The organism is Bradyrhizobium sp. STM 3561, from assembly GCF_045571455.1.
In the GTDB taxonomy this organism is placed as follows: Bacteria; Pseudomonadota; Alphaproteobacteria; order Rhizobiales; family Xanthobacteraceae; genus Bradyrhizobium; species Bradyrhizobium vignae.
In genome coordinates, this window is record NZ_CP120695.1 from 1432258 (window position 1) to 1445624 (window position 13367).

Below are 13367 nucleotides of genomic sequence, written 5' to 3' on the forward strand. Positions count from 1 at the left end.
AAAAGTGTGAAGCGGTTTTCCGACCAGATCATGCTCAGAAGATAGACACTTGGCACGAATGTCGCTTCTCCCCGTACGCGGGGAGGAGTCACTCTGGTGACGTTTGACCCATGAACTTTTTCCGCAATGGCGCGGACGAAGGCAGACCGAAACGGACAGGAGAACATCATGACGCCAGAACAGATCACTCTCATTCAGCAGAGCTTTTCCAAGGTTGCGCCGATGTCGGAGCAGGCCGCGGTTCTGTTCTACGATCGTCTGTTCGAGGTGGCTCCGTCCGTGCGCGCGATGTTTCCCGAGGACATGACCGAACAGCGCAAGAAGCTGATGGGCATGCTCGCCGCCGTCGTCGGCGGCCTGTCGAACCTCGAGACGATTCTTCCCGCGGCCTCGGCGCTCGCCAAGCGTCACGTCGCCTATGGCGCCAAGGCCGAGCACTACCCCGTGGTCGGCGCCACCTTGCTGTGGACCCTGGAGAAGGGGCTTGGCCAAGCCTGGACGCCCGAACTCGCCACTGCCTGGACCGACGCCTATGGCGTGTTGTCCGGTTACATGATTTCCGAGGCCTACGGCGCACAAGCGCAGGCCGCCGAATAGGAGATGTCTTGTGAGTGAACCGCTGGTCATCGTCGGTAACGGTATGGCGGCCGCGCGTCTGGTCGACGAGCTCGCCAAGACCGCGCTCGGCCGCTACGCGGTCGCCGTGATCGGTGACGAACCGCGGCTCGCTTACAACCGCGTGCTGCTCTCCTCCGTGCTGGCCGGTGAGACCGGCTCGCACGAGATCGAGCTCAGGCCGGCAGACTGGTGGCGTCATCGCGGCGTCACGGTGCGCTACGGCTATCGCGTGACCGAGATCGATGTCGGCCGCCGCGAGCTCAAGATCGCCGGCGAAGAGAGCATGGAATATTCCAAGCTGGTGCTCGCCACGGGATCGACGCCGCTGCGGCTCAACGTGCCGGGCGCCGATCTCGCCGGCGTGCACACCTTTCGCGATACGCGCGACGTCGACCTGCTGTTGACGCTGGCTGCGGCGAAGAAGCGCGTCGTCGTCATCGGTGGCGGACTGCTCGGACTCGAGGCTGCCTACGGTCTCGCCAAGGCCGGTGCCCCCGTGACGCTGCTGCATCTGATGGACCGGCTGATGGAGCGCCAGCTCGATGCGCCCGCGGCCGACCTGCTCAAGATGTTGGTCGAGCGCAAGGGCATCCGCATCCTGCTCAACGCCAGCACGAAGTGCATCCACGGCGACGCTCATGTCCAGGCTGTCGAGCTCGCCGACGGCAGCCGCATCGAGGCCGATGCGGTGATCTTCGCCGCCGGCATCAGGCCGAACGTCGCGCTGGCGAAAGAGGCGGGGATCGCGGTCAATCGCGGCGTCGTCGTCAACGACATCATGCAGACCTCCTCGTCCGACATTTTCGCGCTCGGCGAATGCGCCGAGCATCGCGGCACCTGCTACGGCCTGGTCGAGCCCGCCTATGAGCAGGCGCGCGTGCTGGCACGGCATCTCGCCGGCCGGCCCGCCGCCTATCAGGGCAGCGTGGTCTCGACCAACCTCAAGGTCTCCGGCGTCAGCGTGTTCTCCGCCGGTGACTTCATGGGCGGGGAGGGCAGCGAGAGCCTCGTGCTGTCGGACCGCAGGCGCGGCACCTACAAGAAGCTCGTCATCACCGACGGCCGGCTCACCGGCGCGGTGCTGATCGGCGATACCGTCGATGCGCTCTGGTACCTCGAGCTGATCCGCAATCGCGACAAGGTGGCGGCGATCCGCACCGACATGATGTTCGGCCGCGCGCTGGCGCTCCCTTCGAAAGCGGCTTGATATGACGGCGATCGATCCAAATCTCCGCACCACCAAGACGACCTGCCCCTATTGCGGAGTCGGCTGCGGCGTGCTGGCGACGCCGGACGGCAGGGGCGGCGCGGCGATCGCGGGCGATCCTGATCATCCCGCCAATTTCGGCCGGCTGTGCTCCAAGGGCTCTGCGCTCGGCGAGACCGTCGGGCTCGAAAGCCGGCTGCTCTACCCGATGATCCGCTGCAAGGGCGTGCTGGAGCGGGTCGCCTGGAGCGATGCGCTCGACCATGTCGCCCACCGCATGCAGCACATCGTGGCGCGCGACGGCGCCGATGCGGTCGCCTTCTATCTCTCCGGCCAGCTCCTCACCGAGGACTATTACGTTGCCAACAAGCTGATGAAGGGCTTTGTCGGCACGGCGAACGTAGATACCAACTCGCGGCTGTGCATGTCGTCCTCGGTTGCCGGCCATCGCCGCGCCTTCGGCGCCGACACCGTGCCCGGCTGCTACGAGGATCTCGACCAGGCCGACTTGCTCGTCTTCGTCGGCTCGAATGCGGCCTGGTGCCATCCGGTGCTGTTCCAGCGCATGCTGAAGAACCGTGGGGAGCGCGGCGCGCGCATGATCGTGATCGATCCGCGCCGCACCGACACCGCGAGCGATGTCGATCTCTTCCTCGGCCTCAAGCCCGGCACCGACACCGCGCTGTTCTCCGGCCTGTTCGTCCATCTCGCCGACAACGGCGCGCTCGATCAGGATTACATCGCGCAGAACACGAGCGGATTCGACGATGCGCTGGCGCGTGCGCGGGGCATTGCCGGCAGCGTCACCGCGACGGCGCTTGCCACGGGCCTGTCCGAGCAGGACGTCGCCAACTTCTTCAAGATGTTTCGCGAGACCGCGAAGGTCGTCACGCTCTATTCGCAGGGGGTCAACCAGTCGGCGCAGGGCACCGACAAGGTCAACGCGATCCTGAACTGCCATCTTGCCACGGGCCGCATCGGCAAGCCTGGTGCCTCGCCGTTCTCGCTCACGGGCCAGCCCAACGCGATGGGCGGCCGCGAGGTCGGCGGCCTCGCCAACATGCTCGCCGCTCACATGGGTTTCACGCCGCCCGACATCGATCGTGTCAGGCGGTTCTGGAAGGCGCCGCGCATTGCGACCCATGAGGGACTGAAGGCGGTGCAGCTGTTCGAGGCGATCAACCGCGGCGAGGTCAAGGCGCTGTGGGTGATGGGCACCAACCCGGCGGTGTCGCTGCCAGATGCCGACATGGTTCGCGATGCGCTGAAGAAGCTCGAACTGTTCGTCATCTCCGAGAACGTGCTCTCCAACGACACCGTCGAGGCCGGCCCGCACGTGCTGCTGCCGGCGCTGGCCTGGGGCGAGAAATCGGGCACGGTGACGAATTCCGAGCGGCGCATCTCGCGCCAGCGCTCGTTCCTGCCGGCGCCGGGCGAGGCGCGCCCCGATTGGTGGATCTTGAGCGAGACCGCAAAGCGCCTCGGCTTCGGCGACAGTTTCAACTACAAATCCGCCGCGGACATCTTCCGCGAGCATGCCGCGCTCTCGGCCTTCGAGAACGACGGCAGCCGCGATTTCGACATCGGCGCGCTGACCTCGCTGTCGGACGAAGCGTTCGATGCGTTGAGGCCGGTGCAGTGGCCGGTGCGGGAAGGCGGGCTGCCCGGCGAGCGGTTCTTCGCGCAGGGCGGCTTCTTCACCAATGACGGCAAGGGCCGCTTCGTCGCGCCGGAGGTGCCGGCGCTGCGCGGCGAGACGGGGCCGGCGCGCCCCTTGCGGCTCAACACCGGGCGCATCCGCGACCAATGGCACACCATGACGCGCACGGGTCTCAGCCAGCGGCTGGGCGCGCATCTGCCCGAGCCGTTTGTCGAGATCCATCCCGACGACGCCAGCAAATACGGCATCGCTCATGACAGCTATGCCCGGATCACCACCGATTACGGCCAGTGCACCCTGAAGGCTGTCGTCAGCGAAGGGCAGCAGCGCGGCACGCTGTTCGTGCCGATCCACTGGAGCGCGATGAACACCTCGCATGGCCGGGTTGGTGCGCTGGTGCAGTCCTTCACCGACCCGTTCTCCGGGCAGCCGGAATCCAAAGCGACGCCGGCTGCGATCGCGCCCTATGAATTCGTGTTCCGCGGGTTTGCGCTGTCGCGCAAGCAGCTCGACCTGCCGCCAAACCTGTTGTGGACCCGCGTCACGGTCGCCGGCGGTTTCGGCTGTCTGTTCGCCGACAACGCAGATCTTTCGCGCTGGCCCGCCTGGCTCGAGAACGTCGCGGGCGAAGACGTTGCCGAATATCGCGACTTCGGCGGCGGGGTCTATCGCGCCGCCTCGTTCGCGGGCGACCGCATCGACACCTGCCTGTTCGTCGGGCCCGCGCACGACGCCGGCGATTGGGAGGTGGTCAAGAGCCTGTTCGTCGCCGATCAAGTCACCGACGATCAGCGCCGCATGCTGCTATCGGGCAAGTCCAGCGAAGGCGCCGCCTCGACCGGCCCGATCGTCTGCGCCTGCTTCGGCGTCGGCCGCGGCACCATCTGCGACACCATTGCTGGCGGCGCGCGCACCGCCGCCGAGATCGGCGCCAAGCTCAAGGCAGGTACCAATTGCGGCTCCTGCATCCCCGAGCTGAAGCGTTTGATTGCGGCGACGGAGGTCGTGCCGGCGAAGCAGGCGAAGGTCGCGGGCGCGGCGGGGTAGGGGCGTCGTTCCCGGTCGTCGCCCCGGACTCTGCTGTCATCGCCCGGCTTTGATGTTCAGCCCGGGGACATGACCGACGGGTGTTCGGGGACATAGCCGACACATTCTCCGCTCGCCAAGTCGATGATAGCGACTTGGTGGGCGGCAAAGAAGATCCCGTATTGCGCATCGTTTGCCGAGGGGCGGATGGCGAGGCGCTCGCCACGGAAGGCCTGTGGCACTTTCCAAAGACGTCCCTTGAAGCTGACATAGGCTTTGGTCGTGGAGACGCGGCGCACGATCTCATGGCTGTCGTATTCGACCTGTGGCAATCGATCGGGCATTGGTCGCTGGCTGGGCCGATATCGACTGGCCGGGACCTGTTGTCCGAGCGCCTCGTGTGGCCGTTCGAAGTTGTAGACTTCCCGCCAGGCGTCGAAGGCACGCTGCGTCTCTGCGAGATCGCGGAACTGTCGCAGTGCGAACACCTCAGCCGCGAGGGTGCGGTGGAATCGTTCATTCTTGCCGCGGCTTTGCGGGTGATATGGGCGGCTGTGGATGACGGCGACGCCAAGCTTGAGCAGCCACACCGAGAACCGTGTCCATCGCTCGCCGGAAGGATCACCCCAGGGCGAACCATTGTCGACGAAGAAAGCCTCCGGGAGCCCGTAGTGGCGAAAGGTCTTCTCCAAGCGGCTGCGCACGGTATCTGTGCGTTGATCGGCACAGGCCTGCAGGCACAGATCATAGCGGGAGTGGTCATCCACCACCGTCAGAGGATGGCACTGGGTATCATTGCCGAGCCGAACCCAGCCTTTGAAGTCCATCTGCCACAACAGATTGGGGGCCGGCATCTCGAAACGCTGGCTTGCCGTCGGGCCGCCGATCGGAGGCTTGATGCGGCCAGACCGACGCAAGATCTGATGAACTGTTGAGACTGCTGGCGAACGCAAGCCATTGCGCTCCAGGCAGTGAGCTATCTTGCGAGCTCCCCATGCCGGATGGGCATCGCGTACCGCGAGAATACGTGCCTCAAGCTCGCAATCGGTCTGTCCCGGGCTCGCATGCGGTCGGCGCGAGCGGTCGTCGACATTCTGATCCGCTTGCCATCGTGCAAGCCATTTGTAGCCCGTGTCGGGATGGATATTGAACCGCCGGCAGAGCTCCCGCCGGTTCGCTCCCTCCTGCATCGCAAGCCGCACGAACTCCCGCCGCTGATCCATCACCGACACCTCTCGCCAGGGCATGGACTTGGCCTCCTTTACTGCCAAATCCCTGCACTATGATGTGTCGGCTATGTCCCCGAACACCCGTCGGTCATGTCCCCGGGCTGAACACTTTGACCGGGCGATCCAGTACTCCGAGACGGCAGTGGGTCATCGAGAAGCTGCGGCGTACTGGATTCCCCGCCTTCGCGGGGAATGACAGTGAGGGCGGGGCGGCCATGCCCCGCCCCAATCGACGCGCCCCCGATTGTGCCCTATGCTGCCGCGCTCCGCCTCAACATCCATAATAACAATCATGTACCTGGAAACGCCGCCGCGCCTGATCGAGACCAGGCTGTTTTCCGCGATGCCCGACAAATTCCGCCGCAAGGGCGAGCGGACAGATTGGGCCGACGCCAACCGACCGAATGTGCCGACCGACAGTTTCATCGAGGGGCCATCCTTCGACAGGGACGGCAATCTCTACATCGTCGACATTCCCTTCGATCGCATTTTCCGTATCGCGCCCGATGGCGATTGGTCGCTCGTAGTCGAATATGAGGGCTGGCCGAACGGGCTGAAGATCGCAGCCGGCGGCCGCATCCTGGTGGCCGACTACATGCACGGCATCATGGAGCTCGATGCCAGAGCCGGGCGCGTCAAGCCCATCCTGACCGCGCGCAATTCGGAATCGTTCCGCGGCTGCAACGACCTGCACCTTGCGTCCAATGGCGACATTTATTTCACCGACCAGGGCCAGACCGGCCTGCATGATCCCAGCGGCCGGGTCTATCGGCTCGCATCGAATGGACGGCTCGATTGCCTGATCGACACCGGCATCAGCCCGAACGGCCTCGTGCTCGACCCGACCGAGACCGTGCTGTTCGTCGCCATGACGCGCGACAACGCGGTGTGGCGGATGCCGTTCATGAAGGATGGCAGCGTGTCGAAGGTCGGTCGCTTCTGCTCGCTGTTCGGCACCAGCGGCCCCGATGGCATGACCATGGATGCCAAGGGCCGGCTGTTCGTCGGCCACGCTTCGCTCGGCCACGTCTTCGTATTCGCGCCTAACGGCGAACTGATCGCGCGGATCAAGTCCTGCGCGGGACCGAATTGCACCAATGTGGCGATTGGTGGCGAAAACAAGGATCGGCTCTATATCACGGAGTCCTCGACCGGCAGCGTGCTGGTCGCGGATATCAGCGGTCTCTAGAGCACCTGAAGGAATAAACATGAACACAAACCCTTTCGGCAAGACCGGCGCCAACGTTTCCGTCATCGGGCAGGGCACCTGGTATCTCGACCACGGCGACCGCAAGCGCGCGATCGCGGCGCTTCAGCGCGGGCTCGATCTCGGCATGACTCATATTGACACTGCCGAAATGTATGGCGATGCCGAGCTCGTCATTGCGGATGCGATTGCAGGCCGGCGCGATGAGGTGTTCCTCGTTTCAAAAGTGCTGCCGACCAACGCCTCGCGCCGGGGAACCATCACGGCGTGCGAGCGCTCGCTGAAGCGGCTCAAGACCGATCGTCTCGATTGCTACCTGCTGCACTGGCGCGGTTCCTATCCGCTGGAAGACACCGTCGCGGCATTCGAGGAACTGGTGAAATCAGGCAAGGTCAAATCCTGGGGCGTCTCAAATTTCGATGCCGACGATCTGGACGAGATTCTCGCTGTCTCCGGCGAAGGGCGGATCGCCTGCAATCAGGTGCTCTATCATCTGAAGGAACGCGCCATCGAGCATGCCGTGATCCCGTGGTGCGTGCAGCATGGCGTGGCCGTCGTCGCCTATTCGCCATTCGGTCACGACGATTTTCCGGCGAGCAACACCAGGGGCGGCGCGGTGCTCGCGCGCATCGCGGAGGCGCGTCGTGCGACGCCGCGTCAGGTCGCGCTGAGCTTCCTCACCCGTGCGACTACGGTGTTTGCGATCCCGAAGGCGTCATCCGCGGAACACGCCGGGGAAAACGCGGAGGCTGGCGATCTCGTGCTGACGAAAGAGGAGATTGCGGCGCTCGATGCGGCGTTTCCGCGCGGGCCGAAGCCGCGCAGCCTGCCCATGTTGTAGTGCAGCAAACGCGCATTATTAATGGAGCATTGACGCGCGCGGCGATCAGCGCATATCGGCATCCTGTTTTCGGAAGTTGTGAACGCGGCGCATTTGTCGTTTTTTAGAGGCGCTCGATTCGCTTTTTTCCCGAGTTCCAGCCGTGACCCCGCCGCCAGCCGCAGCCGCAAGGCTCGACAGTATTTCCGTGCCCGTTCCCGAGAAGAAGCATGTCGGCCGCCGCGCACCTGCGCGCGTCGACCATCCCTTCAAGGGCATCGCACTGATCTTGCTTTCGACCGTGTTTCTCGGCTGCTCCGACACCGCCGCGAAATATCTCTCGACCAGCCTGCCTTCGATCGAGATCACCTGGATCCGCTTTCTCACCTTCGCGCTGATCTTCACGCCGGTGATGCTGCGGTCCTCGCCGTACTACGCGATGCGCACCGAGCGTCCCGGATTGCACGTGATGCGCGGCGCGGTGCTGCTCGGCTCCTCGCTGTTCTTCATTACGGGCCTCGGCTTCCTGCCGATCGCGGAGGCGTCCGCCACCGGCTTCGTCGCGCCGCTGTTCGTCACTGCGCTCTCGATCGTCTTCCTCGGCGAGAAGGTCGGCATGCGCCGCTGGTTCGCGACCGCGCTCGGCCTCGTCGGCGTGCTGATCATCCTGCGCCCGGGCACCAGCGCGTTTCATCCAGCGGCGTTCTTCCCCGTCGTCTCCGCGGCCTGCTGGGCCGGCACGCTGATCCTGACGCGGATGATGAGCGGGCGGGAAGCCGTCGTCACCACCATGGCCTATTCCTCGCTGACCGGCCTTGCGATCCTCACCGCAATCGTGCCGTTCGTCTGGGTGACGCCATCCTGGACCGCGATCGCACTCGGCATCTTCATCGGGGTTGCCTCGACCGCCGGTCAGTGGATCGTCGTGCTGGCCTATCGCTATGGCGATGCTTCGGTGCTGGCGCCGTTTTCCTACTCGCAATTGTTGTGGGTCAGCATTCTCGGTTTCTTCATCTTCGGCGAGGTGCCGAGCATCTGGACCATCGTCGGCGCGGCCTTCATCGTCGCGAGCGGTCTCTACATCGCCCATCGCGAGCGCGTCCGCCGCGCCCAGCTCCTGGTTCTGGAAGAGCGCTCCCCGAACGCCTGACGCAATATCGCGGTTTCCACTTCGTGCTATCAAAGGCTCCAACGATGAGGGAGGAGCCCGATGCGCGCCGCGATTTTCAGGAACGGAGAGATTGTCGTCGATCGGATGGCTGAGCCGAAACCCGGCAATGGTCAGGTCCTGGTCAAGACGCTCGCCTGCGGCATCTGCGGCTCCGATTTGCATGCACGTCAGCACGCCCCCCGCATGGTCGAGATGGCGCGGAAGGTCGGGCGCAAGCCGATGGACCTTAGCCGTGACGTCGTGTTCGGGCACGAGTTCTGCTGCGAGATCGTCGATTACGGTCCCGGCACGGCACGCAGGCTCAAGCGGGGAACACACGTCTGCTCGCTGCCGGCGCTGGTGACACCTGGGGGTGTCGAAGGCATCGGCTATTCCAACGACAACGTCGGTGGCTATGCGGAGGCGATGCTGCTCAGTGAAGCGCTGCTGCTCGAGGTGCCCAACGGACTTGCGCCGGAGCACGCCGCGCTCACCGAGCCGCTGGCGGTCGGCGTCCACGCCGTCGCCAAAGCCAATATAAGCGGCGGCGAAGTGCCGCTCGTGATCGGCTGCGGCCCCGTCGGGCTCGCGGTGATCGCCGCACTCAAGATCAGGGGCCTGCATCCGATCGTCGCTGCCGATTATTCCCCGGCGCGTCGCGCGCTGGCGGCAAAGCTGGGTGCCGACATCGTCGTCGATCCCAGAGTTTCGCAGCCCTACGCGACCTGGGCGGAGCACGCGCAGATGTCGGAAGCCGAGAAGGCGGCGCGGTCCCCGTTCCAGGCCATGCAGCCGGCGCTCAAGCCCGCGATCATCTTCGAATGTGTCGGCGTGCCCGGGTTGCTCCAGCAGGTGTTCGAAGGTGCCCCGCGCGATGCGCGCATCGTCGTGGTCGGCGTCTGCATGGAGACCGACAGAAGCGAGCCGATGCTCGGCATCATGAAGGAGCTCAATGTGCAATACGTGCTCGGCTACACGCCGGAGGAATTCGCGGCGTCACTTCGGCTGATTGCCGAGGGGCAGGTGGATGCGGCGGCGATGGTGACGGCGAAGGTCGGCATCGACGGCGTCGCGAAAGCCTTCACGGATCTCGCCAACCCTGAAGCCCACACCAAGATCATCGTGCAGCCGTGGCGGTGATGGTGTAGCCGCAGCGGCAGTGCGCTCCCTCCCGCGCATCCGTCTTCGCCAAGGCTTCGGCGGACAAGAGCGGTGACCAACGGCCATCACACCGGCAGTGCGATCGAATACTTCACCTGGCTCAGCGCAAAGCTCGATTCGATCGAGGCGATGCCGTCGAGCCGGGTCAGCTTGGTCTTCAGGAATGTCTCGTAGGAGGCGAGGTCGGCAGCGACGACGCGCAGCAGATAGTCGCGATTGCCGGTCATCAGATAGCACTCCAAGACCTCGTCCCATTTGGAGATGGCACGGGCGAAGCGGTTGAGGTCCTCCTCCTTCTGCCGCGCCAGCTTGATCGAGATGAAGACGCTGACATGCAGCCCCAGCGCCTTCTGATCCACGGTCGCGACGTAGCGCGAGATGACGCCGCGCTCCTCCAGCAGCTTGACCCTGCGGTGGCAGGGCGAGACCGAGAGCCCGACCTTGTCCGCGAGCTCCTGCATGGTCAGGCGGCTGTCGTTCTGGAGGTGGCTGAGGATCTTGCGGTCGATGGCGTCGAGCTCAGGCATTGGGATGGAACCTGCATCTTGCGGCACTACATTGGTAAAATATCCCAAAATCGATGGTTATGGCGCGAAAAATTGAGAAGTTTGACGCGGCTCGCAGGCGTATGATCGGTGCGTATTTCCCGGAGCATCGCCATGCCCGTTGATTCCGCCCGTCTCGACACGTTGACCGCGCTCGCCCGCAAGACGCTGTGGCTGTCCTCCTGGACCATCCACCACGCCAACCATGTTCGTCCCAATGCGGATGGCCTCAAGGTCGGGGGCCACCAGGCCTCGTCGGCCTCGCTCGCGACCATCATGTCGGCGCTGTATTTCCATGTGCTGCGCTCTGAGGATCGCGTCGCGGTGAAGCCGCATGCGAGCCCGGTGTTCCACGCCATCCAGTATCTGTTCGGCCGCCAGACCCGCGAGAAACTGGAGAACTTTCGTGGATTCAAGGGCGCGCAGTCCTATCCCTCGCGCACCAAGGACGTCGACGACGTCGATTTCTCCACCGGCTCGGTCGGCCTCGGCGTCGCGCAGACGCTGTTCTCTTCGCTGGTTCAGGACTACGTCAAGGCACACGGCTGGATGAAGGATCGGCGCGAGGGGCGGATGATTGCCCTCGTCGGCGATGCCGAGATGGACGAGGGCAACATCTTCGAAGCGCTTGCCGAGGGCTGGAAGCACGGCCTGCGCAACACCTGGTGGGTGGTCGACTACAACCGCCAGTCGCTCGACGCCGTCGTGCGCGAGGGGCTCTGGGAAAAGTTCGAGACCATGTTCCGCAATTTCGGCTGGGACGTGGTGATCGTGAAATACGGCCGCCTGATGCGCGAGGCATTTGCGGAACCAGGCGGCGAGGCGCTCAAGCGCTGGATCGACAATTGCCCGAACGCACTCTATGCGGCGCTGTGCTTCCAGGGCGGTGCTGCCTTCCGAAAGCATCTGCATGACGAGATCGGCGACCAGGGCCCGATCACCAAACTGATCGACAAGCGCAGCGACGAGGAGCTGCTGGCGCTGATGTCGAATCTCGGCGGCCACGATATGGCGAGCATGCTGGAGGCTTTCGACTCCATCGACCACGATCGCCCCGTCTGCTTCATTGCCTACACCATCAAGGGCGTCGGCCTGCCATTCCAGGGCCACAAGGACAACCACGCCGGCCTGATGACCGTTGCGCAGATGGAGAAGTATCGCGATAGCCAGAACATCCGGCCCGGCCATGAATGGGACAAGTTCGAAGGGCTGACGCAGGATGCGGCCGAACTGGAAGCTTTCCTCGCGCGGGCGCCGTTCAATCAGGACGGCCGCCGGCTGACGGCTCCCGTCGTCGAGGTGCCCCAACTCACGTTCAAGCCATCGCCGCAGATGTCGACCCAGCAGGGCTTTGGCCTCGTGCTGAACGAGATCGCGCGCAGCGACAGCGAATTGGCAAAGCGTATCGTCACGACCTCGCCCGACGTCACCGTCTCCACCAATCTCGGCCCGTGGGTGAACCGGCGCGGCCTGTTCGCCCGCGCGGAGAAAGCGGACTTATTCCGCAGCGAGAAAATTCCATCGACCTATAACTGGGATGCTTCGCCCAAGGGCCAGCATCTCGAGCTCGGCATTGCCGAAATGAACCTCTTCATCATGCTCTCGGCGCTCGGCCTGTCGCACCAGATCAATGGCGAGCGCCTGCTGCCGGTCGGCACGCTCTACGATCCCTTCATCGAGCGGGGTCTCGATGCGCTGAACTATGCCTGCTACCAGGATGCACGCTTCATGGTGGCGGCGACGCCGTCCGGCATCACGCTCGCGCCCGAGGGCGGCGCGCATCAGTCGATCGCAACGCCCTTGATCGGCATGGCGCAGGATGGGCTCGCCTCGTTCGAGCCGGCCTTCGTCGACGAACTCGCCGTGATCATGGCTTTCGGCTTTGATCACATGCAGCGCGATCCAGGCGAGGGCGGCTCGGTTTACTTGCGCCTCTCGACGCGCAGCATCGAGCAGGCGCAGCGGATCATGACGCCGGAGCTGAGGCAGGGCATCACGGATGGCGCCTATTGGCTGCGCAAGCCGGGCCCGAATGCCGAGGTCGTGATCGCCTATACCGGCGCAGTCGCGCCCGAGGCCATCGAGGCGACCGGCTTCATCGGCGAGAGCCGCCGCGACGTCGGCCTGCTCGCGATCACCTCGGCCGACCGGCTGCATGCCGGTTGGACCGCCGCACGGAAATTGCGCCGCGACCGTCGCGGTCTGCAGCATCTCAGCCACATCGAGAAACTGCTGGCGCCGCTGCCGCGCGACTGCGGCATCGTGACCGTGATCGATGGCCATCCTGCCGCGCTCGGCTGGCTCGGCAGCGTCCGCGGCCATCGCGTCGAGGCGCTCGGCATCGAGCAGTTCGGCCAGACCGGCACCATCGCTGACCTGTATCGGCATTACGGTATCGATGCCAATGCCATCATCGATGCGGCCGAGAGCCTCACCACCGGCGCGCCGGTGCTGCATCGGAAGATGGCGGTGTAGTCGAGGTAACTGCCTGCATGGGCCCCCGCTCTGCAGCGCATCACTGAACTGGACGATGCTTCGCATCGCCAGGGAAGTGCTGCCTGCGTCCGGGGCAAGCGCGTGTTTGCACGCGCTCTGATCTCGTGTCCCGGACAAGGCGCGACATGAAATGTCGCGACGCTGAGCCGAGCCGCGCTTGCCTCGTTCCCGCCATCGGCTCATATAACCTCCGCTCGCCGCAACGCTGGCCCCGCATATGGCGGGTTCAACTGCCGGCGCTTTCGTGC

10 protein-coding genes are annotated in these 13367 nt (G+C 64.7%); 8 read left to right on the forward strand and 2 right to left on the reverse strand.

Annotation, left to right across the window (positions count from 1 at the left end; all coding sequences use genetic code 11):
* The first annotated feature begins 168 nt into the window (after positions 1–168).
* From P6U28_RS06505 to P6U28_RS06515, 3 genes are read left to right on the forward strand one after another with little or no spacing between them, the layout of a single operon-like run.
* On the forward strand, positions 169–597 hold the full coding sequence (locus P6U28_RS06505; protein ID WP_122406770.1) for a globin family protein: 429 nt from the start codon (positions 169–171) through the stop codon (positions 595–597).
* 10 nt (positions 598–607) lie between these two features.
* Positions 608–1825, forward strand: a complete 1218-nt coding sequence (locus tag P6U28_RS06510; protein ID WP_407121965.1) for an NAD(P)/FAD-dependent oxidoreductase — start codon at positions 608–610, stop codon at positions 1823–1825.
* A gap of 1 nt (position 1826) precedes the next feature.
* Positions 1827–4532 (forward strand): molybdopterin-dependent oxidoreductase, encoded by a 2706-nt coding sequence (locus tag P6U28_RS06515; RefSeq protein WP_407121966.1) that lies wholly within the window; start codon positions 1827–1829, stop codon positions 4530–4532.
* 56 nt (positions 4533–4588) lie between these two features.
* Here P6U28_RS06515 and P6U28_RS06520 read toward each other — a convergent pair whose 3' ends face one another.
* The gene (locus tag P6U28_RS06520) at positions 4589–5758 is read right to left on the reverse strand and encodes an IS481 family transposase (RefSeq protein WP_122402679.1); all 1170 of its coding nucleotides are present in this window, start codon (positions 5756–5758) and stop codon (positions 4589–4591) included.
* A 274-nt stretch (positions 5759–6032) separates the two neighbouring features.
* Here P6U28_RS06520 and P6U28_RS06525 point away from each other — a divergent pair, with 274 nt between their 5' ends.
* The 4 genes from P6U28_RS06525 to P6U28_RS06540 all read left to right on the forward strand — a co-directional run bounded on the left by P6U28_RS06525 (position 6033) and on the right by P6U28_RS06540 (position 10057).
* A complete protein-coding gene (locus P6U28_RS06525) occupies positions 6033–6929 on the forward strand; it encodes an SMP-30/gluconolactonase/LRE family protein (RefSeq protein ID WP_129145822.1) in 897 nt (298 codons plus the stop codon).
* A gap of 19 nt (positions 6930–6948) precedes the next feature.
* Positions 6949–7788 (forward strand): aldo/keto reductase, encoded by an 840-nt coding sequence (locus P6U28_RS06530; RefSeq protein ID WP_407121967.1) that lies wholly within the window; start codon positions 6949–6951, stop codon positions 7786–7788.
* Positions 7789–7930: 142 nt separating this feature from the next.
* Positions 7931–8917 carry a DMT family transporter gene (locus tag P6U28_RS06535; protein ID WP_122404365.1) on the forward strand — a complete coding sequence of 329 codons (987 nt, stop codon included), beginning with the start codon at positions 7931–7933 and terminating at the stop codon, positions 8915–8917.
* A gap of 60 nt (positions 8918–8977) precedes the next feature.
* Positions 8978–10057 (forward strand): zinc-binding dehydrogenase, encoded by a 1080-nt coding sequence (locus P6U28_RS06540; protein ID WP_129145824.1) that lies wholly within the window; start codon positions 8978–8980, stop codon positions 10055–10057.
* An 86-nt stretch (positions 10058–10143) separates the two neighbouring features.
* On the opposite strand, the gene P6U28_RS06545 is transcribed toward P6U28_RS06540, so the two are convergent.
* Complete coding sequence (locus P6U28_RS06545) at positions 10144–10605, reverse strand: Lrp/AsnC family transcriptional regulator (RefSeq protein WP_027571162.1); 462 nt, start codon at positions 10603–10605, stop codon at positions 10144–10146.
* A 132-nt stretch (positions 10606–10737) separates the two neighbouring features.
* Between P6U28_RS06545 and P6U28_RS06550 the strand changes: the two genes are divergently transcribed.
* Positions 10738–13098 carry a transketolase gene (locus tag P6U28_RS06550; protein ID WP_407121968.1) on the forward strand — a complete coding sequence of 787 codons (2361 nt, stop codon included), beginning with the start codon at positions 10738–10740 and terminating at the stop codon, positions 13096–13098.
* Positions 13099–13367 lie beyond the last annotated feature (269 nt).

Bases quoted from the DNA above. Each gene is read 5' to 3' on its own strand.
- P6U28_RS06515 (WP_407121966.1), top strand. From the start codon at position 1,827: ATGACGGCGATCGATCCAAATCTCCGCACCACCAAGACGACCTGCCCC.
- P6U28_RS06540 (WP_129145824.1), top strand. From the start codon at position 8,978: ATGCGCGCCGCGATTTTCAGGAACGGAGAGATTGTCGTCGATCGGATG.
- P6U28_RS06520 (WP_122402679.1), bottom strand. From the start codon at position 5,758: ATGCCCTGGCGAGAGGTGTCGGTGATGGATCAGCGGCGGGAGTTCGTG.
- P6U28_RS06530 (WP_407121967.1), top strand. From the start codon at position 6,949: ATGAACACAAACCCTTTCGGCAAGACCGGCGCCAACGTTTCCGTCATC.
- P6U28_RS06505 (WP_122406770.1), top strand. From the start codon at position 169: ATGACGCCAGAACAGATCACTCTCATTCAGCAGAGCTTTTCCAAGGTT.
- P6U28_RS06545 (WP_027571162.1), bottom strand. From the start codon at position 10,605: ATGCCTGAGCTCGACGCCATCGACCGCAAGATCCTCAGCCACCTCCAG.
- P6U28_RS06550 (WP_407121968.1), top strand. From the start codon at position 10,738: ATGCCCGTTGATTCCGCCCGTCTCGACACGTTGACCGCGCTCGCCCGC.
- P6U28_RS06525 (WP_129145822.1), top strand. From the start codon at position 6,033: ATGTACCTGGAAACGCCGCCGCGCCTGATCGAGACCAGGCTGTTTTCC.